Below are 21,840 nucleotides of genomic sequence, written 5' to 3'. Positions count from 1 at the left end.
AGCTAACGCTCCAGCAGGTACGCGGCCGGGATCGGAAGAGCGGAGAGCTCGGCGAGACTCATGTCGCTGATGATCTGGCGCAAACGAGAGCGGAGCTGCTCTACGTCAGTGCTCGGTGCAGTAACGCTCTCAGGCTTTGGAGTCGTCAGTACTTTCGCGTGGGCGCGGTCACGCTTCTCCACAATGGAGGTCAGAGGAATCTCGTTCCTTTCAGCCCAACCAGCAGAGTGCTCCATCACTCGCCGCTGCAGAAGTGCTCGCCACGCCCCACTCAGGCCATGCTCGTCGAGCTCATCCTTGAAGGCACCCGGCCGAGGGTCTTTGAGTGCCGCTTGAAGCTTCTCGCGAACGGGCTCGCTCTGGGTGGCCGCAAAGGAACCCATCCACCCCAACTGCTCCTGCATCGAAATCGGATCTATCTCAACGAAGTCGCTGGGAGAACGCTCCCACGACGGGATTCCTTCGTCGTCTGTAGGGATGAAGATAGCGCGGCGACGCCTCCGGTCCCAGTAGCGCTTACCGGTGTCCCAGGTGATGAAGGTACTCCATACGTCTGCCCTTAGGCGGCCCTGGACTGCGCCACTTTGCGCTCCTACCGGACTCATGCTCGGCCTCGTGATGCGAGGGTGTCCGTCGATGATCTCTAGCCGAAACCGGCCGGCATCGTTACCTGCGCGGAGCAGTTCGATGAACTTTTTGAAGCCGAACAGCCGTTCCGTGAAATCCGGAAACTGGTGTGTGAGCTGTTTCTTCGCCTGGGCGCCGTAAAGCGTCCCACCACTTGCGGCGGCGGCCTCTGCAGCCTTTTGCAATGCATCGAAGATATCGTCCAGTGTGGGCGTTGAAGTAGCGTCAGTCGTCAAAGGATCTCCACGGATGAAATGGCAATAGCCTCCGCTTAAGCGCGGAGGCTATTCCAAAATTTAGCGGGATCGTCTGCGAATAGTGTCATTGACCCCATCCTTCGTCGCAAGCTCCGAAAGATCCCCGTAGGTTTGCGGGAGTAGATTCACCTAGTACTTTGGGTTCATCCACTCCCGGCGAGAGGACACCGACTGGATTCGCTTCCAACCAGGGCGACTCGCCTGAGGTGTATCAAGCCCTCGCGGGCCGACGATCTGTATTTTGTTTTGGGCGAAGAACGCAATGTGTTCGCTTGCTAAGATCATATTTACCTCGTGCACCCCAGTCAAGTCGCCGCGTTGACTCGCAGAAATCCTCCGCGTAGCCGGACACGTAGCCTCATTTGAAAACGTCCGCGTAGCTGCGTGGTTGACGGTGTTGGCGGCGGGTGCAAGCTATGCCCGTTTTCATGGAGCTAACGATGGCCCAGCGGCAGACTGTGACGAAGAAGAAAGCCTCGCGTATCGGAGCGCGTGGCGGAAGGCGACCCCCCGGAATCTTGATGAACTGGTGGAGCTGACCGGGCGGCATCGGGACTACGCCAGGGCGGCCTTGCGGGATGCCTGGTTCTGAAGATCATCAAGCCCCTGCCGGGCAGGGCACCGGCCTATGGCCCTGATCTGCTGCCGGCACTGGTCAAGTGTTGGGCGGTGCTGCGGACCCCTGCCGCAGGCTGCTGGCACCGCTCCCGCCCGTCCTGGCGTCGTTGCTGCGCCGCGATAAGGAGCTTGAGTTCACCGACGAGCAGGCTGGCCTGCTGATGCGGATGAGTGCCGGCGCCAATCGACCGCAAACTGGCGTGCGAGCGGGCGAATCTGATCCCGGGGACGGGCCCACACCCAGCCGCGGACCTCTGAAGTCCCAGATCTTCATATGGCAGCGCAGGCAACGACTGCCCGTGGCCAAGCGACCAAACAGAGCAGCCGTCTTGCCATCGGGGGAGCCGTCAGTCTTCCAGGTCCCGCCGCCGGTGAGCAGGTCGGATGCGGTGACGAAGGCGCCAAGCTGCAATCTCTTCAATTCGTTCGGATTCCCCATCCGACCCGCATCGGACGCGATGATCATAATCCGGAAGCTCACCAGAGAGGCCGGCGATCCCGTCTTGGGCGAGCGGAGCGGACACGTGCCGGGCCCAGGGGAGTTGATGCGTGCGCCGCATTCGGCAAACGTGAGTCGCCGCTTGCGCTTGGAGACCGCGTGCGCATTCGGCGAGCACGTAGTCGGCGCCGGAGTGACCTAGCCGTGAACATTGAGTCTATTGTCTGTGCCGGCAACCCAACTAGAAGAAATTGGAGAGAGCCTAGCGATGCTTCTTCAGATCACGCAGAAGCACCTTGGCGGAAGCGACAAGGCGGAGCATAGGAGCCATGGCACCGGTGGTTTCCCTGCCAACAGACTCCTGGGCTAAACCACGTCAGACACGGTTGTTGGGCTTGCTCACACGCCCATACCCTGAACGGCGCGAGGAGGCGGAGGGCGAGTCAACATGCGCCTGGACTCTCAGCGCTGTGAGTGCATACTTCCGCGACAGCGGGTCGAGCTGCAGCTGCCGGGTCCAGAAAACGGCGTCGATATCCAGGCGCTCCTGCCGTTCGAAGTAGTCGAGGACGGCCAGGAACACGGCTGTGACGTCCGTAGCGGCGTACTGGACGGCCTGCGTGCCGTATTTCGAAACAAGTTGATCATCGGTGTGGTGGGTAAGTTCACGTTTTACTTCAATGGCAAAGCGGCACCGTTGGAATTCGACGAGCACATCGACGCGGCCACCACCGACGTTGGCGACCTCGGCTTTGCTGTTCAGGCCGGCGAAGTAGAGGGCGTCGTCGAGGCTGTCGGCGAGAACGTCCTCCCCGGGGAGGTCAGTCTTTTCCGGGCGCAGCCACGGGACTTTGCGTTGGCCGGATTGCAGTTGATCGAGGTAGCGGGCCGTGAAACGGATCAGGGCGGACACCAGGGCTCGCATTTGCCCGTCGTAGGCGACCGAGTTGCCTTCCGCGTGGTCGTGGATGCCTTTGATGAGCCGTTCGAGCAGCTCTTCTTGGGCAAAGTTGAGCGGCGTGATGTGACGCTGCCACTCGTCGAGGAGCTTGGCCGCCTCGGGCGACTCTGCGGCGGCGGCTTTCATGGCGACGAATTGGGGGGTTTCACCAAGGCGGGTCGATGTGTCGCCGGTATCCGATCCGCCACCAGCTTTTGGGTTGTCTGGCGCCATCTCAACCAGTCGTTGGCGAAGCTCCGCGACGGTGTCGAACTGGGGTAATTCGCTCCCGGTGGCGTGATGCTCCTTCTCCCGCGCAAGCCACCGGTCCAGGAAGGCGATCGGGGCGGACGCGGCGGCCAGACCGTTTTCTATCTGTGGCTGTAGAATTGTCGCGATCCCCCGTTGCGCTAGCGATGCGCCGAGCGTGCGTTCGTTAACCTGTGAGGGATCAATGACTAGCGTCAGGCTGCGGTGGGCAATGTACACGTCGGCGGCCGCGGCGATGAGATTGGCAGCATCCATCCACTCCTGCTGATGGAGGTCAGCAACACCCGCCAGGGACGAGATCAAGCGGGCCCAGGACGCGCTGGTGTCAGCGCGCGGTTGCCTCCAATGAGGTTCTTCGCCAACGAATCCGCTCAGGTACGTGTATACGGAGTCTTCGACCTCAGTGACATCTTCTGGCGTGATGGGGTTACCGGACCCGAAGTGGTGGATTCGGCCGGTGATTAGGGCGAACGCGTGCGCGTCACGGCGGTCGTCATCTTGCTCCGCTCGGGTGAACCAAACTGTCGCCATACGCATCTCGTCGAGCGCGGCAGTGAGGGTTCCGGCCGCAGCGGCACGCCCGATCGAGTGGAAGCCGAGTTCCATCAAGGAGTCCGAGTTGCTGTCCTCAGCGTCGGCGAAGAGGCGAAGTCCTTCCTCGAGCTCGTTATCGTTCCACCGGTCGAAAGCGGCGCCAAGAGAGCGGACGAGGTAGGGCGATGCGTCTTCGCCGACGGAGGCGGCGTGCGTTGCTCGAGTGGCCAGCGCAGCACGGACTTCGAGGGCGCTACACCAGCCGCCGATCGCGAGTCGGGTCCATAGTTCGAGCGCCATATCCTGGCGAAGATCCGCGGTCTGGTTGAAGGCTCGAAGCAGCTCGACGACGTGCGTCGCGGCCCCGCTTAACGCGGCCGGAGAAAGGGAGATCACGTCCGCGAGCCCGTCGAATGTGAACAGGTCCGCTTCCTGCAGCGCCTCGACCAGGAAGTCACGCGCGTTTTCGCGATTGATGAGGGTGGGCCACTCGCGACACAAAGCGTCGACGGCCGGAATCAACCATCCCTTTCCGGCCAGCAGCTGACGCTGTTGGTAAATGGCTTCTTCGCCGCCGAGCTCCGCCACGCTTACGGCGTAACGAAGATCGAGACCGTTCAGGAGGGTGCTCATATCGTCCATTAGGAAAGTGTCGCATCGACGTACGCCACTGTCGGTCACGTCGCCGCAATCCTCGCGGATCGGCCTTCTCGGCCATTCGCCGCGGCTCCCTTCACCACATGTATCCATCGTCGCGGGCGTGTCGGACAGCAGCGCCGGAAAGGACGCCCTGGACGATGTCGCCGTGCGCGGAGCTCGTGATCACCTGCAGGCCGTGCTCCGCTGCCACGTCTCGCAGCTCCCTGAGTAGCGTTTCGACGTTGGACGGATTGACCTCCTCCCGCGCGAGGGAGTCAATGATGAGCAGCCCCGGGTGGCGACCGACGCCGGCGAGCGACCCGACCTGCAATAGCCCGATCACAACAGCGATTTTCAGGCGGAGCCGTTCCCCCTCGGTCAGCTTCCCGAAGTTCTCCATTTTTCCGCCCTTGACCACGGGCAGGTGAGCGTTGCCCTTGAGCGTCGCCCGCTCCAACTGATCGATACCGAGATGACGTCCGAGCGCCGTTACACGCTCGCTGACGAGGTCCAGCAATGTCTGCTGTTCCAAGTCACGCCGTTTCGTCGCCACTTTCTCGGCGATGCTGAGGATCCGCACCCGCTCCTCCTGGTCGGAGAAGCCGTCGCCAGAGGTGGTGGTCGGCTCTGTACGTTCCATGAGACGGCCCCGAACGGTGGCGAGGTCGCGTTCCAGATCGCGCCTGCGGGCGGGGTCGCCTCCGTTGGCCGAAATCGCCGCAACCGCCTCATCATGCAGGGAGCGGGCAAGGTTCCGCTCGAGGACCGCTTTGTCGTGGTTCTGGTCCGCCGTAGTGACCAGGCGCGCCAGCACCGCGGTTCGCGCTCCCGCCTCCTTCACACCGTCGAGCTCGTCGTCGTCGTCGGAGACGACGTCGCCGCCGCTATCGGCGGCCTCCGTACCGAGCGCTTGGTCGGCGGAGGACGCCTGCTGGTTGGTCGGCGTCGGCTCCGCGATCGGTGAGTCGCAGATAGAGCAGTTTCCCTCTTGTTCGCGTTTCCACCGCGCCTCGTCTACTGCTGCGTCACAGCGTGGGCAGCACGACGGTTTGAGGGAGTGCCAGAACCGTTTGGTGACGGCCGCCTCGACGAGCGCAAGCTCGTCGGCTTCGGCGTCTTGGAGCTCGCGTTCGAGGTGTCCGTATTCGCGGGCGTAGTTTAAGACGGACTGTTCGGACTGGGCAAGAGCATCGGCGGTGTTCAACGCGTGGGTTAGTACTGCGTCTATGTACTCGACCGTGGATGCAGCCGGAAATGCTGCAAGTTCATTTTCGATTCGGGCCTCCTCCTCGCGGAGCGCGGCGACACCCGAGACACGAGCCTGTTCGTCCTTCAACCGCCTCCGGCGGAGCCCCGCAAGTAGCCCCTCAATTTCCTGCTTCCGGGTCCGCGCGGCAAGTGTTGCAGGGCCCCAGCTGGCGCCGAGATAGGTCTGCAGGATGGCGGTGGCTAGCTGAGGCGTCTCCCCGAGGACGGACTTGATGCTCGGGTTTGTGATGACGAGGGCTTGGGACCACAACGGCCAGGCGTGCTTGATGACCTTGCCATCCTCAGCATCCAGGCCCTTAGGGTTCCTCTGCCATGTTTCGATCGCTTCGAATCCGAGGGACGTCATCATCATATCCGAGACGACAGCAGTGAAGCTGCGGTCATCTGCGAACTGGCCCAGCGACACGGCACCGGCGTCCAGCAGGGTGGCAATAAGACTCTCGATAGCTTCGCCCGGATGACCAGTCATTGGGACGTCACCGTCGTCCAGCATCTCATAGTCGCGAAACACTGATGCGGCCGCGGTGGTCGCGGCGAGGGCTCCCGAGTCGACGTCAGCCCAATTGACAGTCTGCCCGGTGGCCAGGCGCAGGATGTGTCCCGACGGCACCCCCCCACGGACACCCCAGGCCACCAGGATTCTCTGGCCGTCGATCATGAAGAGCGCCGCGACCTGGTGGGTCCACGAGCGCACGTCGCTCTGCAGTTCCGTTTGCCCACGCAACGCCCACAGCAAATAGTTGATGATGCTCGACTTGCCGGCGTCGTTCTTCCCAGCCGACACGTACGCGGTGATCTCGGGTGAGAGCTTATGGGTGAACGAGTAGGGCGTGAAGACCCTGACCGTGTCGTCATTGGAGGGCGAGGTGTTCTTTACCCCCGCGAAATGGAGTGCCTCAACGCGGAGATATCGTGGGGCTGGAAGCATCCTGACGCCGGGAATTCTGCCGTCGGCGAGCACGTCGCGGACAAGTCCAATGTCGACGGCCGCCTCGCGGGCGATTTCGTCTTCCCAGTCATGAGTGTCAGTGGGCGATGTCATGCGGTGGCAACCTTGTTCGTATCGTCGAGAAGAGCGAATCCGAGCTCATCCGCGCGAACGAGCACGCGGTCGAGGATTGGTGGGATAAGAGATCCGTGGTCAGCGTCCTTGTACTCGGGATGCTTGTACTGGCGGCGGCGCGCGCTGGCGCCCTGGGCGGCGTCCGCGAGCAGCATGATCGCGGCGGCTTGTTCGTCGTACCACCGCAATTCCGGGATCCCCGCACGCATCCTCTGAAGCGTCTCCCGGCCCGACCGAAGGAGGAAGTAGTCTCGGCGCGTCTTTCCGCCCGACTCTCCGTTTCGGCGATGGGCGATCTGTCCGTACGTCTTGAGGATCGACAGGGCGTTGTCTACCCGGTCGTACGCGCCATAAAGGTACCTCGACATCGGATAGCGATGCAATGACGGGGCACCGCCGGACAGCATCCTCTGAACGTGCGGCTGCACCTCGTCGAAAATCAGAAGACCGTCCTCGTAGTCGGTCATCAGGTCGATGGCAAGGTAGTCGGGGTTCCGCAGCCAGAAGTCGAGCTTCTCAAGTCGCGTTAACGATGCCACCTTGGACACCGCATCCAGTCCCTGAGGCGGCGCAGTGATGGGGTCACCGAGGACGTCAAGGATGATCAGTAGCCGAGTAGCGGTTTGGCTCGGCGAACCTCCCGCGTTCCGCGCTCCTGCTTGCTGAATCCGTGCGCTATCGTCTATCTCCACCTAATGCACCCCCAAGGCTCTCCACAGTACGTGTCCCACTCTGCCAAGACTATGGCCCAACTATGGCAGACACCGGTCGTTTGTCATGTTTCACGACACGACCCAAGTTCACCTATGACAGATATGAGGGTTCTTATGTCCACCCAATCTATGTTCATGACGAGTTCAGTGGGCGCCCTCTTCGACCAACGCGGCTTGGAATGGGAAGGAGCGGTCAAGTGGCAGCATCGGATTCCCTATAACAAGCCGGGGTATACGCGGTTTCGATGAAGTCCGAACCGTATGATTCTCATGGCGGGCCCGTCGAACTGCCTCTAAGCAGTCGGGCGTTTGAAGAGCTCCTGGACGTCTGTCCATTCCTTGAGGTCGATGACAGGTCCGCAACTCTCCATTCCTTCGGGAGCCGGTTAAAACAATTCTGGCTGCCCGACGAACCGATTCTCTATATCGGCAAGGCCGGAACGTCCCTGTCAGCTAGGACTAGAGCCCACTATTCAACCAAGATTGGCGCGACGGGGCCACATGCCGGCGGCTGGTGGCTCAAGATGCTGACTGCCCTTCCCGAGCTGACGGTGCACTACGCACGGCATTCCAACCCGGGCGCAGCCGAGGATGCACTCATCGATCAATTCGCACGCCAACTGTCACATGCCTCACGGTCCAACCTATTGGACGGGAACCGCGTCGGCCCATTCGCCAACGTCCGTATTCCGGGTTTAGGCCGAATCCGTTCCTACCTTCGAATTCCGGCAAGGTCGAAATATGCGTTCCCGGCTATCCCGACCACGTTGACGATGTTCGTCAGGGGCGAAAAGCGGGCCGCATCCTGGCACCCCGGCAACGGCAGGTTGGGCCGACTGGGACTTAGCACTGCGCTAATGGCTGAGCTGGTGGTACCTGGCATGCCAGTGCATATTGAGGCACTGAACATAGCTACCGCATCCTCGACAAGACGCAATGACAACAATCGACTTCGACTGACAATCCCATCCGAATTCCTGACAGCGAGTCGGGCTCAGCTTTCACTGAGCGGTCGACCGCTGCAGTTCATAATGACGACAGAGTCAACCAGGTTCTGTCGGCCCGCGCCGTCTGAGCAACCCCGCAATCGGGCGAGACGGTCATAGGCGGCGGACTTGCCGGACGCCGTCGTGCGTGAGATACATCGTTGCTCTATAACTCTTAGCGGCTCTCAGCGCAGGGAACACCAATAGGTGATAGCGCAACGGGAATGTGGCCGCCCCGCCGCCGCAGGGAACTCGATCATCCCTCGACGAACTCCAGCAGGTCACCCGGCTGGCAGTTGAGGACCCGGCACATTGCTTCCAGGGTGCTGAAGCGGACGGCCTTGGCTCGGCCGTTTTTTAGCACCGCCACGTTGGCCGGGGTGAGTCCCACGCGGTCGGCGAACTCCCCCACACTCATTTTCTGTTTGGCTAGTTCGACGTCAATGCTCACCACGATGGGCATCAGATCACCGCCTCTATGTCGGTGCGAAGGTCCGTGGCCTGCCGAAGCAGCGCGCGCAGCACTACGACCACTAGGCCCAGGGCGGCGCCGGCGACCAGCAGCAGGAACAGCAGGAGCAGCAGCCCCCGATCAACAGCGTTGAGGACCACGGACGCGGACAGTACCGCCAGCATGGACCATCCGGCGGCGATAGACCAGACGATCGCGTCCACTTACCGCAGTGCGTCAGTGCTGAAGATGCTGTCGCGCCTGACCATGGTCAGCAATTTCGAGGTGCTCACGATCACCACCTGGACGCAAGCCACCTCCAGGATAGAGACGATGGTGAGCGGCCACTGCACGTAGGCACGGTCTGGATTCTCCTGCGCCATGTGGGCGAACTGCCCGGGAAACGGACTGATCTGGTCGCCATTATGGCCAGCTGGGCAGAGACTGCAAAAGGGCGCGCCCGGCAAGACCGGACGCGCCCTTCAGTGCCCTGACGCCGGGAGTCGGTTCAGGGGAGTGAGCTAGTCGACGAGCGCCGGCTGCTTGTCACCCTCTGAAGCGTCAACAAAAACCGGAACCTTCCTCCGCTGGTGCAGCCAGTTCGCCACCGCCAACAGCGCCACAAGCGAGAAAGTGCTCAGGAGCTGGGGGCGGGAGTCCTCGCCGATGAAGCCCACCGTGAAGATCGCCGCGAGGATGAGCAGGCCAAAGCCCGTCAGCCACGGGAAGCCGGGCATCCGCAGGGGAAGCTCCGTCCCCTCGCGGTCGGCACGGAGGCGCAGCGCGAGCTGGGCCAGGAGCGCGGACGTCCACACCAGCAGGCAGGTCGAGCCCACAATGTTGAGCAGGACCGGAAGGACCATCTCGGGGAAAGCCAACTCCAGCACAACCGTGACAACACCGAAGGCAACGCTGGCCAGAACCGCGACAACCGGAACCCGGGCCTTGGACACGGAAGCGAGCAGACGTGGCGCTTCGCCGCGCTCGGCGAGGGAGAACGCCATCCGGGAGGCACCGTAGAGGTTGGCGTTGAGGGCGGAGAGCAGTGCCGCCACGGCCACCAGGGTGATGGCGGTGGCCGCGCCGGGCATGCCGGCGGCGTCCAGTACCGCCGCGAACGGGCTCTTCAGCCCCGCCGAACCCACGGGAACCACGGCCGCAATAATGAAGATGGAACCGATGTAGAAAACCAGGATGCGCCACAGCACCGTGCGGACCGCCGTCTTCACACTGCGGGCCGGCTCGGCGGTCTCAGCTGCCGCCACGGAGACAATTTCGGTGCCGCCGAACGCGAATGCCACCACAAACAGTGCCGTGGCAATCCCGGCAAAACCGCTGGGTGCGAAGCCGGCTCCGGTGAAGTTGGACAGGCCCGGCGACTGGACGCCCGGCAGCCAGCCGAAGAGCAGGGCAGCGCCCACCAGGAGGAACCCGACGATTGCCGCCACCTTGAGCAGGGCGAACCAGAACTCGAACTCGCCGAAGTTCTTCACACTGGTGAGGTTCACGGCGGTGAGCAGCACGATGAACACGAAGGCCATCAGCCACACCGGCAGGGCCGGGAAGATGGTGGCCAGCAGCCCTGCCGCACCCAGCGCTTCGGCCGCGATGACCACCACGAGCTGCAGCCACCAGAGCCAGCCCACCGTGGCACCTGCCACCGGCCCGTAGGCCTTGGCGGTGTAGACGGAGAAGGCGCCGCTGTCCGGGTTGGCGGCGGCCATTTCGCCGAGGGCCCACATCACCAGGATGATGAGGGTGCCGGCCACGAGGTAGGAGATCAGCACGGCCGGGCCCGCGGCCTGGATGCCTGCGCCGGAGCCGATAAAGAGGCCCGCGCCGATGGCGCTGCCGAGCCCCATCATGGTGAGCTGGCGGGGTTTAAGGGCCGCGCCGAGGGGGCGGGCAGACGTCTTTGTCTGTTGTTCCATGAGGATTCCTCTGGTTGTAGGCGGAACGGGTTGGTAAAGGGTCAGTGAGTGTTCAGGCCGCGTGGGCTGCCAGGAGCCCGAGCACGCGGTCGTTGGAGGCGGGATCGGCAACGGTGATCCGCACGCCGTCGCCCTGGTACGCCCGGACCATGATGCCGGCGGCGTCAAACGCGTCCACCAGCCTCGCCCGGAGGCGTTCGTCCGCGCGGATCCACAGGAAATTGCCTTGGCTCGGCGGCAGCCTCCAGCCCTGGGCTTCCAGCCGCGCGGCCATCCGTGCACGCTCCTGCCTGACGGCCGCCACCCGCGCTGCCATCTCCTCCCCGGCGTCCAGCGACGCGATGGCAGCCTTCTGGGCCAGCGCGCTCACCGAAAAGGGAAGGGCGGTCCGGCGCAGTCCCTCGGCAATATCGGGCGCCGCCACGGCGTATCCCACGCGCAGGCCGGCGAGCCCGTACGCCTTCGAGAACGTGCGCAGGATGCAGACGTTCGGGTACTGGCGGTAGAGCGCCAGGGAATCGGGGCCGCTGCCCGCTTCGGCGTATTCCACGTAGGCCTCGTCGATCACCACAAGGATGTCGGAGCGAACGGAACGCAGGAAGGCCTCGATACGTTCATGGCTGATCGGTACGCCGGTGGGATTGTTGGGGGTGCAGAGCAGGATGACCTTCGTGCGGGCAGTGACGGCCGCGGCCATGGCGTCAAGGTCGTGCCCCTCAGCGCCGTCCAGCGGGATGCGGACCGGCCGGGCGCCTGCCAGCTCAACCAGGATGGGGTAGGCCTCGAACGAGCGCCAGGCGAAGATCACTTCATCCCCGGCGTCGCAGATTCCGGTGATGATCTGCTGGAGGACGCCGACGCTGCCGGGTCCCGCCGCGACCTCTCCGGCCGTGACGCCGAGGTGGCGGGCAAGCCGTTCACGGAGTTCGACGGCGGCACTGTCAGGGTAGCGGTTCATCGTACCGGCCGCTGCGGCCACCGCAGCGGTGGCAGCTGGAAGAGGTTCGTAGTGGCTTTCGTTGCTGGCGAGGGCTGCAATGTCCAGGCCGGCGCTGCGGCGGCCCGGGACGTAGGGCGGTAGTCCGGCCACTGCGCCACGAAGGGTGGGAAGCGCGGTGTCCGGTGCGGTCAGGAGCTGATCACGGGTCATGAGGAATGATCATGATTGTGACCCGCCCCACAATGCAAGATACCCTCAACCCATTGGGACTTCTGCTCAACTTCAATCGACTCTGGTGAAAATATGACCATCCCGAACCCCCGCACCCTGGATTCCCTCGACGGCAGGATCATCCTGGCCCTCGACAAGGATCCCGAAGCCAGCGCCCTGGCACTCTCCCGGACGCTCGGCGTCGCACGGAACACGGTCCACGCCCGGCTGGCGCGGCTCGAGCGCAGCGGCGCCCTCCGATCCTTTAGCCGGAGGCTGGATCCCGCCGCGCTGGGCTATGACCTGATGGCCTTCCTCTCGCTGTCCATCAGCCAGACGCGGACAGGTGCGGTGGAAGACGGGCTCGCCGCGATCCCGGAGGTCATCGAAGTGCACGCCACCACCGGAGATGCGGATCTCATGGCCAAGGTGGTGGCACGCAGTACTGCCGACCTCTACCGCATCACCAACGAGATCCTGGAAATCGAAGGGATCCAGCGGACCAGCACCGCCATTTCCGTACTGGAACTCATGCCGCCCCGCTACGACGGCCTCCTGAGCCGGCTCTCCGAGCAGGAATCACGCCCTGCCGGCTAAGTTGGGGTGATGCGGGCACAAGTGGGCATATTTTCAGTCTTCACTCCCACTTCCTGCCAAATATCCCATTCGAATTCCCGTGTCTTGCCTATTTGTGAACCAGGCCACAAGATTCCTGCATGACTTCACTCACTGTCTCCGGCCGCGTGGCGGAGGTCCTCAGCAGCTATCTCAGCGATGTCTTCGGCGTCATGGGCAACGGCAACGTCTACTTCCTGGACGCCGCGGAAAAGCTGGGCCTGCGCTTCTCCGCCGTCCGCCATGAGGGCGCCGCCATCGCCGCGGCCGACGCCTACTACCGGACGTCGGGACGCCTCGCCGCGGGCACCACCACCTACGGCCCCGGCTACACCAATGCACTCACCGCCCTCGCCGAGGCGGTCCAGGCGCAGATCCCCGTGGTGCTGGTCACCGGGGACGCCCCCACCACCGGCGCCCGGCCCTGGGACGTGGACCAGTCGGCCATCGCCGCAGGCTTGGGCGCGGCCACGTTCACCGTCACCCGCGACACCGCGGGTTCCATCACCCGGCAGGCCGTGGAGTACGCACTCACCAAGCGCACCGCCGTCGTGATCGCCATTCCCTACGACCTCGCGGCCCTCGAGGCTGCGGACGAGGAACTTCCCGCGGCACCGGCGCCAATGGTGACGGACGACGTCGACGGCGGCCTTGGGCAGGTGGCCCGCTTGCTGGCCGGGGCGAAGCGGCCGCTGATCCTCGCCGGCCGCGGTGCGCATCTCGCCGGCGCCGGCCCGGAGCTTCGGGAGCTCGCTGACCGCCTCGGCGCCGTGACCGCCGGAACCGCCCTGGCGCTCAACCTCCTCGAAGGCGAGGGATACCTCGGCGTCGCGGGCGGCTTCGGCACGGACACCGCGGCCGGGCTCATGGGTGAGGCCGATGTGGTCCTCGTGGCAGGGGCAAGCCTGAGCGCCTTCACCCTGCGGTTCGGGCACCTGCTCGGCCCGGACAGCACCGTCATCCAGATCGACGCCGCCCTGCAGCCGACCCACCCCCGGGTGGATACGTTCGTCAGCGCGGACGTGAAGTCTGCTGCGGGACGCATCCTGCGGATGCTGGATGGCCCGGCTTCGCCGGACGCCAGCCCTGCAGAGGCCTGGCGCGCGGAAGCCCGCAAGCGGCTCGCCGAGGGACCGGCCCACCACCCGGGCTTCGAGGAGGCCGCGGACGGCCGGCTGGACCCGCGCTCCCTGGCCGCCGCGTTGGACGTTGTGCTGCCGGAACGGCGCACGGTGGTCCAGGACGGCGGGCACTTCCTCGGCTGGGCACCGATGTACTGGAACATCCCCCGGCCCCAGGACCTGGTGATGGTGGGGACCGCCTACCAGACCATCGGGCTGGGCCTCGCCAGCGCCGTCGGAGCAGCCCGCGCCGTGGAGGACGGCCGCACCCTGGTGCTGGCCTCCGGCGACGGCGGTTTCCTGATGGGCCTGTCCGACCTCGAATCGCTGATCGGCGCGGCAACCAGCGCCGTCGTGGTGATCTACAACGATGCCGCCTACGGCGCCGAAATCCACCAGTACGGATCCCAGGGCCTGACCGAGAAGCCCATGCTGATCCCCGAGGTGAACTTCAGCGGCGTCGCCCGAGCGCTCGGTGCCGAGTCCGCGATCATCCGGTCCTTGTCCGACCTTTCCGCGCTGGAGGACTGGATCGATGCCGGCGCGAAGGGGACCTTCGTGGCCGACTGCCGGATCACCGCCAGCGTCCGGGCCCCGTGGCTGAGCGAGTGGATGGCGGCCTCGCGGGCCGCGAAGGCGGCGGTGGCCGGGTAGCTGCCCGGCTGGCACGAAAAAGGAGGCCGACGACGACACCCAGTGTCGCCGTCGGCCTCCTTTTATGTCCGGCGGTGGTGCTATCCCCGCAGGGCGCTGGACCCTAGGCCGCCGTTGGAAGCGTTACGTAGTTGCCCTCGATGACGCCGGCGGCAACAACGGGTGTGCCGTCTACTGTGACATAGCTGCCACGGGTGACGGGGGGCAGGTTTCGCCCGCCAGCGACGGTGACATAGCTGCCCTCGACGCCGACGGGGACGCTGCCGGCGGGGAGAGTCACGTAGCTGCCGCCGCGCACTGCGGTGTCAGCGACAGTGCTCGCGGTAGCGGCCTTAAAGGTGGTTCCGGTGGTGGATGAGGAGGTTTCGGGGCGTTCGGTCAGCAAAGTCATGGGTTCTCCGTGGGGTTTCGGGATGAGGGTCATAGAGGTTCTTGTGCCGCTCAAGCAGGAGGGCGGTTGCGCGTTGTGTCGCTTGCCCCGCTGGCCCGGGTATGTTCACCGGTGCGGTACTCAAGGGCTACGGTGGCCTGTACCTAAATTTACAGGCTTATCATGAGTTACTCAGAATAAGGTGGGAAGGCTCACGTTTACGCAAGGCGGCTGACCTGAACGAGGTAGGGGAAAGATCAGCGCAAAAGAGATCGCGAGTAGCGCCTTAGCGGGACCTCCAAGAACGGTGCCGGCGGCCTAGGAGAATTCACAGGTCCACGCCCTAACATGGCCCAAATGAAGGCTGCCCGGGACGCCCGCTCTGCCGCCGTTGTGATCAACGCCGGATCACGCAGAGGGGCGGCACACGAACTTGCGGTGGACACCCTGCGAAAGGCAGGCGTGCCGATCTCCTCCGTGCACCCCGTGCTGTCCGGGGCGGACCTGGCCGGGACGCTTGATCGGGTGCTTGCGGACGGGCACGACCTGGTGGTTGTCGGCGGCGGCGACGGGACGGTGTCCTATGCTGCCGGTCGGGTTGCCGGCAGCAACGTTGTGCTCGGCGTTCTTCCGCTGGGCACGGCCAACGACTTCGCCCGCACGCTGGAGATACCGAACAATCTGGCCGAGGCGTGCGCCACCGTCGCCGAAGGCAAGGTGGTGGACATCGACCTCGGCCGGGCGAACGGTGAGCCGTTCCTCAACGTCGCATCCGTTGGCCTCTCGGTGGCGGTTACCGAAGCGCTCAGCCCCCGCTTGAAGCGGTACATCGGGCCATTGGCCTACAGCATCGCCACGCTTCGGGCTTATGCGCGACACAAGCCGTTTCGGGCCCGCCTCGAGTTCCCGGAGGGCGACCACGAGCCGCTGGAGCTCGAGGATGTGCTTCAGGTGGCGGTCGGCAACGGCCGACATTACGGGGGCGGCAACACGGTCTCCCCCACCGCAGGGATCGATGACCACATCCTTGACATCTACGCCATTCTGGCCGGCCCGCTCCGGGAGCATGTGAGTATCGCACGGTTGCTCAAGGACGGAAGCTTCATCGAACACGACCGGGTGTACCACCTGACCACCGGACGTGTCCGGCTGGTCACCGACCAGCCGCTGCCGGTGAACCTCGACGGCGAGATCGCGACCACCACGCCCACCGACTTCACCGTCCAGCGCAACGCCGTCCACGTCGTGGTGCCCCAGAGCAGCACCAGCGCATTGTTCGACGGACCCGGCGCCGCGACCTGGCCGTCCTGAGGGCGTTGGGAACGTGAAAGCATAAGCCGGTGCACACGAACCAGTACGGACCAGAGAGCGCACCTCCTGTCTTGCTCCTACACGGTGGTGGCGTCGCCGGTTGGATGTGGCAATCCCTGCGCCGCAGCCTGGAATCTCGGCACCGTGTGATCGTGCCCGACCTTCCGGGGCACGGAGAGAGCTCCAGCGAGGAGTACATCTCGCATTCCGCGACCGTAAATGCCCTGGCCGACCTGGTGTTGCAACGGGTTGGTTCGCCAGTAGCAGTGATCGGCTTCTCGCTCGGGGCCCAGCTATCCATCGGCCTGGCGGCTCAACATACGCCCCTGGTGAGCCGAGTTATGGTCGTCAGTGCCCAAGCGAAGCCGATGGCGCTCAGTGGCCTCACCCTGGGCATTCTCTGTTTGAGCGCACCACTTGCACGGAGAAGTTGGTTTGCCCGCCTGCAGGCCCGGCAGCTGTTCATCCCCCCAGAACTGATGGAGCAGTACATCGATTCCAGTGCAGGCATAACGAAGGCGACCTTGACGGCCGCCGTCGGGGACAACCTGCGGTTCGCATTGCCTGAGAACTGGTCCCGCTTCCCTGGGCAGGCCCTCGTGATGGTGGGTCAGCGTGAACGGAGGCGGATGCGTGACTCTGCCGCTGCGATCCATGCCGCCCTACCTGGAAGCGACTTGGAGGTTGTGGATGGGTGTGGCCACGGAATCCCCCTTCAACGCCCGGAATGGTTCAACGCCAGGGTCTCGGCTTGGCTCTCTCAGGAGTAAAGAGGTGGACCGGCCGGACCGTCAGCGGCTGCCCGGAAGTCTGAAGAAGCCTGCCGGGTCGACGGCACCCAGGAGGTCGTGATGGAAGGCGATGGCGTCCACGGGCCGGGTGTCGACAAACAGAACCGCCACCATCCGAGAGTGGACCACGGTGTACCGGGTCGGTCCGTCCAGCCAGGAGTGGATCCCGGTGTACTCATCGACGAACAATCCGTCGCCGAGCAGGCCCTGCTCCTCGAGCAGGTGATAGACAACATTCCAGGCGAGATCCATCAGTTCATGGATCGCCGCCTCTACTGTTGGAGCGGTCATGAGTCCATGGTCCTCCTGGGCACCGACAGCTTTGCGGAGACAGCGCGGCGTGTCTCCGAGGACACATCTGCACCGCCAGCTCCGGGTCGAAACCTACGGCGCGGCGTCCTGGCGCAACGGGTTAGTTCCATGAGCAAGGTGCGTGGGTCCCAGGGCCGGCGGCGAGGGCGCTCACCTGTTTGTGCGCCCACTCCAGCCGTCGCCGGCCCCTTTAGGCCTGCCGGGCTACGCCTCCAGGTGGAACTCCACCCGGTACTTCATGAACCGGATGTTCCGGGCTATGGACAGTGCCCGGCGGATCCGCAGATCATCTTCCTGCGCGATGATGACGACTTCAACGGACTGCCCAGGTTCGAGCAGCAGGCCTCGTTCGCGTTCGTGAACTCGGCTAAGATCCGGCGGCCTGGGCCACCGCCGGGAATGAGCTCGAAACAGCCCGCGAGCTCCACGGCGCCACCCCGACCTGGGCACTGGAGAACCACGACATCGTCCGCTCCGTCACGCGCTTCGGCGGCGGCGATGTCCGGCTGCCCTGGACCGGGGACGCCACACTGAACCACGGATTCTCGCTGACGAAACCGGCCGCCGAGTCTCAGGCATCAGAGCCCTGGCTTCCGCAGCCCGCTGACTGGGGCAGGCACGCGATCGAACGCCAGCAGCAGGACCCGGAGTCCTCGCTGGCGCTGGTCACCAAGGCGCTGGAAATGCGCCGACTGCTCTGGAAGAACGAAGTTTTCGGCCCCAACGACGGCGGCACCTGGCGTGTCGACGCCGGTGGTCTGCTGGTCTGCTACGGCAGCCGCCGCTGCCGGAACATCGGGAACGCCTCCCGCGCCCGAGCCACCACTTCAAGCGAGATGTCCATTGCGCGGACACCAGGCTCGAGTCCGAGATCGGTTTCAATGACCCCCATGGGGTTCACCAGAACGCTCCGGCCTACCGAGACCGGCGGGGCCTGGCACACGCCAGCCACATACACGCTGTTCTCGATGGCGCGTGCGGCGTTCAGCGCCAGCCACTGCTCGGTTTTGTGGGTGCCCGGCACCCAAGACGAGCAGACCAGCAGTACTTGGGCGCCGGCGTCGGCCAGCGACCTGGCCAACTCCGGGAACCGCAGGTCGTAACAGGTCATGAGGCCGTAGGTGACTCCCCCGGATTCAAACACCACGGGATCGGTGGACGGACCCGGTTTGATGAAAGTCGATTCCCCGAAGCCCTGGGCGTCGAAGAGGTGGATCTTCCGGTAGATGGCGAGCCGGGCGCCGTCTGACCCGAAAGCCACCAGGGTGTTGTACGCCTTGCCCGGTTCCTCCGAGCTTTCCACCACACCCGCGACCAGCGCGATGCGGTGGCGGCGGGCGGTGTTGGCGAGCTCATGGCAGATGGGACCGTCCAGCGGCTCGGCCACTTCGGGGAAGGTCGCATCCACCTTCTTCTTCTCGTAGGTGGCGTATTCCGGGAAGGCGACAAGGCTGGCACCGTCTCGGGCGGCTGTGGCGGCGAAGCGGTCGATCGCAGCAAGGTTGGCTTGGATGTCGGTGCCAGACTCCAGCTGCCCGAGGGCGATGCTCACGGTTGATCCTTCCCTAAGGTCAGTCGGCCCAGGTCCGGAGGCGGCACCTGGTCAGGCGGCATGTGATCAGGCAATCCAGCCTCAGGCGGCTGATTCAACCGTCGCCTTTTCTGTGGCCGTCATTTCCGGCGGTGCCACTTTGAAACCTCGCGTGATCAGGGCCAGGACGCCGATCCCCAGCACAAGCCAGGACACTCCCAGCGTAATGGCGTTGCTGTCCAGCTGGGAGAGCAGGTAGGCGCAGACGATGGCTCCGACCACTGGAACCGCGACGTAGGACAGGGGGTTCAGTTGTTTCCCGGAACGCCGCTGGCGCACGTAATAGAAGACCACCGAGAGGTTGACCAGCGTAAAGGCGGTGAAGGCACCGAAGTTGATGAACGACGTGGACGTGGCGACGTCCAGGAAGATCGCGATCAGCCCGACGATGCCAGTGAGGACAATGTTTACCACCGGGGTGTGGAACTTCGCGCTGAGCCGGCCGAAAGCCGCCTTGGGGAGTACGGAGTCGCGGCCCATGGCGTACAGCAGGCGGGAGGCGCTGGCCTGCGCCGCGAGTCCGGAGGCGAACTGCGCCGCCACCAGGCCGGCAAGGAAGACAGCACCGAACAGCTGGCCACCGATCTGCAGTGCGATGGCGCTGGCCGCGGAGGCCGAATCCTCAAAGACCCCGCCGGGATGCACCAGCTGCGTGACGTAGGAGACGGCCACGAAGATGCCGCCGCCGATCAGCGCGATGAGCATGATGGCGCGGGGCATGTTCTTGCGCGGATTAATGGTCTCCTCGGTGAGGGTGGTGACGGCGTCGAACCCGAGGAACGAGTACGCGGCGATGGCAGCACCGGCCGAGATGGTGGCGACGCTGGAGGTGTCATTGAAGAACGGCTGGGTGCTGACCAAGCCGCCGGCGCCCTGGGTGGACACCACGCTACCGACGGACAGCGCCACGAAGAACACGATGACCAGCAGCTGGAAGGCCATCAGCACGTAGTTCGCCTTGTCCGCCACCTTGATGCCCAAAATGTTCAGCACGGTGGTGATGAGGATGAAGCCCACAATCCAGACTCCGATCGGGATCCCGGGGAACTGTGCAGTCAGGTAGGAGCCGCCGATGAGCCAGATGACCATGGGCAGGAACAGGTAATCCAGCAGGATGGCCCAGCCCACCAGGAATCCAACCCTGGGATCGATGGACCGGCGGACGTAGGTGTAGGCGGAACCGGCCACCGGGTAGGCGACGGCCATCCGGCCGTAGCTGTGCGCCGTGAACAGCATCGCGACCATGGCCACCAGGTAGGCGGCCGACGATGCCCCGCCGGTGGTTTCGGCGATGATGCCGAAGATCCCCAGGACGATCAGCGGCGTCAGGTAGGCCAGTCCGAACAGAACCAGGGAGGGCAGCTTCAGCGTGCGGGTCAGGGTGGGTGATGTTGTCAGGGTGGGTGAAGTTGTCACGGGTGCTTCCTTAGGCGTTGAAGGACTGGGGAGCCCAGGTGGCCGGGCTGATCCGGCCCTGGTACACGGGCAGTTCGACGGCGTCTTCGCCTTCGCGGAACTGGGACCAGGGGCGGTTGAGGTTTTCGGTGCCATGCGTTCTGACGTGCTCGACGGCGGCAAGGTCCAGTTCCGCCGTGAGCAGCACCGGGGAGTCATCGTCGGATGCTGCGATGGTGTTGCCCTCGGGGTCGACGATGATGCTTAGGCCTTTGCCGGTGGGACCGGCGCAGTTGACGCTGACCACAAAGACCTGGTTGACGATCGCGTTGGCCTTGGCGAGCACCAGTTCCTGCCGGCGGTCCGGCGTCGTGGTCTTCACAACGTTGAGGATGACCTCGGCGCCCATCCAGGCGAGCTGGCGTGAGACCTCAGGGAACCACGCGTCGTAGCAGATGTTCAGGCCCACCCTGCCGATGCCGGCCAGGTCCACTGTGGTGAACCGGTCGCCGGGATCGTAAGGTTCGAACGGCCGCCACGGGAAGACCTTCCGGTAGTACCCGGCCAGCTCTCCACCCGGGGACAGGACCAGTTGGGTGTTGAACAGCTGCCCTTCCGGTCCGCGCTCGCACACACTGCCCGGAACCAGCCAAATGCCCAGATCCGCTGCAAGCTGCCGGAGTTCGTTGACTCGCGGACCGTCCAGCGGCTCGGCAGAGCCCCGGAGCACGTCAGTGCGCTGCTGGTCCGGCTCGGAGTCGCCGAATAGGTGCAGCTCCGGAAAGACCACCAGCCTACTGTGCGGCTGGGCGGCGAGGGCAGCTTTGACCTCGTCCGCGAAGGCCGATACGGGTTCGCCGATGAGCCGTGGCCGGGCCTGAACTGCGATGAGGGGAAGGGTGCGTTCCATAGTTAACTCCACGTTGGGGATGTGATCTGCACTATATTAGATCAGAATGATCTATTTATGGGAAGAGGGGCTGATGGGCCGTAAAGTAGCTGGTATGACCCGTCAGCTGGAGGACACCGCCGAGGCTTCACCCATTGGCGCAGGCAGGCTGGCCGGCATCGACCGCCGCAGCGCCATCGACGCCGTCCGGCTGCGGATCGGCATGGCAATTTCGCTCGGGCTGCTGAAACCCGGCGAGCGCCTGCCCGATCAGGAGGACGTGGCGCTGGGCCTGTCGGTGAGCCCGATTACCGCCCGCCGGGCGCTGGCGAGTCTGGCTGACCAAGGCGTAGTGGTCCGCCGCCGCGGCCGGGCTGGCGGAACGTTCGTGGCCGACGAACCCCCGCGGAACGTACTGGCCGAACTCACGGCATCACCGGCCGAGTCCCACGCGGTGAGTCGGCTGGTGGACCGGAGGCTGCTGTTTGAATGCGCCGTCACACACTACGCGGCCATCAATGCGACAGCAGAGCAACTGGATGAACTCGACCGGTTGACGCAAAGCATGGCCGCATCCGCGGACTGGTCCGGCTACCACCAGGCAGACGAGCAGTTCCACCAGCTCGTGGGCGCAGCGTCCGGACTGGGTACCGCCGTCGAGGCCTACCACGAGACCCTCGCAGAGCTCTATGCCTACTTCATCCCCTACCCCATCGAACTGCTGCACAAGTCCAACAGCGACCACGTCGCACTGGTGGCAGCCCTGCGTACCGGCGATGTCCAGAAAGCCGTGGAGGTCTCGCGCAAGCATGTGGACATCCTGCACCGCACGATGTTCATGGGCCTGACGGACAGCGGCGGCATCGCTCTCTGAGGACGGCTGGCTCCAGCCGAACACGCGGCC

General features: G+C 64.5%; 17 protein-coding genes and 1 pseudogene. 5 read left to right on the top strand and 13 right to left on the bottom strand.

Going from position 1 to position 21,840, the window contains the following annotated elements:
* Nucleotides 1-2 precede the first annotated feature (2 nt).
* The 8 genes and pseudogenes from J2W14_RS14995 to hisC form a co-directional block, all read right to left on the bottom strand.
* Entirely contained in the window at nt 3-863 is an 861-nt protein-coding gene (locus J2W14_RS14995; protein WP_307463932.1) for an OST-HTH/LOTUS domain-containing protein, read from the bottom strand.
* 1,454 nt (nt 864-2,317) lie between these two features.
* The gene (locus J2W14_RS14990; RefSeq protein WP_307463930.1) at nt 2,318-4,327 is read right to left on the bottom strand and encodes a hypothetical protein; all 2,010 of its coding nucleotides are present in this window, start codon (nt 4,325-4,327) and stop codon (nt 2,318-2,320) included.
* 91 nt (nt 4,328-4,418) lie between these two features.
* Nucleotides 4,419-6,635: a hypothetical protein gene (locus J2W14_RS14985; protein ID WP_307463929.1), complete on the bottom strand. Its 2,217-nt coding sequence runs from the start codon at nt 6,633-6,635 to the stop codon at nt 4,419-4,421.
* The gene (locus tag J2W14_RS14980; protein ID WP_307463928.1) at nt 6,632-7,204 is read right to left on the bottom strand and encodes a hypothetical protein; all 573 of its coding nucleotides are present in this window, start codon (nt 7,202-7,204) and stop codon (nt 6,632-6,634) included. Before J2W14_RS14980 ends, J2W14_RS14985 begins: the two co-directional genes overlap by 4 nt.
* A gap of 1,407 nt (nt 7,205-8,611) precedes the next feature.
* Nucleotides 8,612-8,818 carry a helix-turn-helix domain-containing protein gene (locus J2W14_RS14975; RefSeq protein WP_307463927.1) on the bottom strand — a complete coding sequence of 69 codons (207 nt, stop codon included), beginning with the start codon at nt 8,816-8,818 and terminating at the stop codon, nt 8,612-8,614.
* Nucleotides 8,818-9,189: pseudogene (locus J2W14_RS14970) on the bottom strand (DUF2975 domain-containing protein). The gene J2W14_RS14975 and the pseudogene J2W14_RS14970 overlap by 1 nt, the downstream one beginning before the upstream one ends.
* 138 nt (nt 9,190-9,327) lie before the next feature.
* Nucleotides 9,328-10,737 (bottom strand): amino acid permease, encoded by a 1,410-nt coding sequence (locus J2W14_RS14965; protein WP_307463926.1) that lies wholly within the window; start codon nt 10,735-10,737, stop codon nt 9,328-9,330.
* Between the two features lie 52 nt (nt 10,738-10,789).
* Nucleotides 10,790-11,887, bottom strand: a complete 1,098-nt coding sequence (gene hisC, locus J2W14_RS14960; RefSeq protein ID WP_307463924.1) for a histidinol-phosphate transaminase — start codon at nt 11,885-11,887, stop codon at nt 10,790-10,792.
* A 93-nt stretch (nt 11,888-11,980) separates the two neighbouring features.
* Between hisC and J2W14_RS14955 the strand changes: the two genes are divergently transcribed.
* Nucleotides 11,981-12,484: an Lrp/AsnC family transcriptional regulator gene (locus tag J2W14_RS14955; RefSeq protein ID WP_307463923.1), complete on the top strand. Its 504-nt coding sequence runs from the start codon at nt 11,981-11,983 to the stop codon at nt 12,482-12,484.
* A gap of 119 nt (nt 12,485-12,603) precedes the next feature.
* Nucleotides 12,604-14,277 (top strand): thiamine pyrophosphate-binding protein, encoded by a 1,674-nt coding sequence (locus tag J2W14_RS14950; RefSeq protein WP_307463922.1) that lies wholly within the window; start codon nt 12,604-12,606, stop codon nt 14,275-14,277.
* 103 nt (nt 14,278-14,380) lie between these two features.
* Here the strand turns inward: J2W14_RS14950 and J2W14_RS14945 are convergent, their stop codons facing one another.
* A complete protein-coding gene (locus J2W14_RS14945) occupies nt 14,381-14,668 on the bottom strand; it encodes a hypothetical protein (protein WP_307463919.1) in 288 nt (95 codons plus the stop codon).
* A gap of 336 nt (nt 14,669-15,004) precedes the next feature.
* Here J2W14_RS14945 and J2W14_RS14940 point away from each other — a divergent pair, with 336 nt between their 5' ends.
* Together J2W14_RS14940 and J2W14_RS14935 are read left to right on the top strand one after the other, a co-directional pair.
* On the top strand, nt 15,005-15,958 hold the full coding sequence (locus tag J2W14_RS14940; RefSeq protein WP_307463917.1) for a lipid kinase: 954 nt from the start codon (nt 15,005-15,007) through the stop codon (nt 15,956-15,958).
* A gap of 29 nt (nt 15,959-15,987) precedes the next feature.
* Nucleotides 15,988-16,728 carry an alpha/beta fold hydrolase gene (locus tag J2W14_RS14935; RefSeq protein ID WP_307463915.1) on the top strand — a complete coding sequence of 247 codons (741 nt, stop codon included), beginning with the start codon at nt 15,988-15,990 and terminating at the stop codon, nt 16,726-16,728.
* A gap of 21 nt (nt 16,729-16,749) precedes the next feature.
* Here J2W14_RS14935 and J2W14_RS14930 read toward each other — a convergent pair whose 3' ends face one another.
* The 4 genes from J2W14_RS14930 to J2W14_RS14915 form a co-directional block, all read right to left on the bottom strand.
* Complete coding sequence (locus tag J2W14_RS14930; protein ID WP_307463913.1) at nt 16,750-17,040, bottom strand: hypothetical protein; 291 nt, start codon at nt 17,038-17,040, stop codon at nt 16,750-16,752.
* Nucleotides 17,041-17,830: 790 nt separating this feature from the next.
* Complete coding sequence (locus J2W14_RS14925) at nt 17,831-18,613, bottom strand: carbon-nitrogen hydrolase family protein (protein ID WP_307463912.1); 783 nt, start codon at nt 18,611-18,613, stop codon at nt 17,831-17,833.
* An 81-nt stretch (nt 18,614-18,694) separates the two neighbouring features.
* Nucleotides 18,695-20,068, bottom strand: coding sequence for an APC family permease (locus J2W14_RS14920; protein ID WP_307463911.1), 1,374 nt, complete (start codon nt 20,066-20,068; stop codon nt 18,695-18,697).
* 10 nt (nt 20,069-20,078) lie between these two features.
* Nucleotides 20,079-20,957: a carbon-nitrogen hydrolase family protein gene (locus J2W14_RS14915; RefSeq protein ID WP_307463910.1), complete on the bottom strand. Its 879-nt coding sequence runs from the start codon at nt 20,955-20,957 to the stop codon at nt 20,079-20,081.
* A 94-nt stretch (nt 20,958-21,051) separates the two neighbouring features.
* Here J2W14_RS14915 and J2W14_RS14910 point away from each other — a divergent pair, with 94 nt between their 5' ends.
* A complete protein-coding gene (locus tag J2W14_RS14910) occupies nt 21,052-21,810 on the top strand; it encodes a FadR/GntR family transcriptional regulator (RefSeq protein WP_307463909.1) in 759 nt (252 codons plus the stop codon).
* The last annotated feature ends 30 nt before the right edge of the window (nt 21,811-21,840 follow it).

The sequence above is a fragment of the Pseudarthrobacter oxydans genome (assembly GCF_030812335.1).
GTDB lineage: Bacteria > Actinomycetota > Actinomycetes > Actinomycetales > Micrococcaceae > Arthrobacter > Arthrobacter oxydans_B.
Note: the sequence above shows the minus strand (reverse complement) of the source record. Positions and strands in the feature narration are given on the sequence as shown.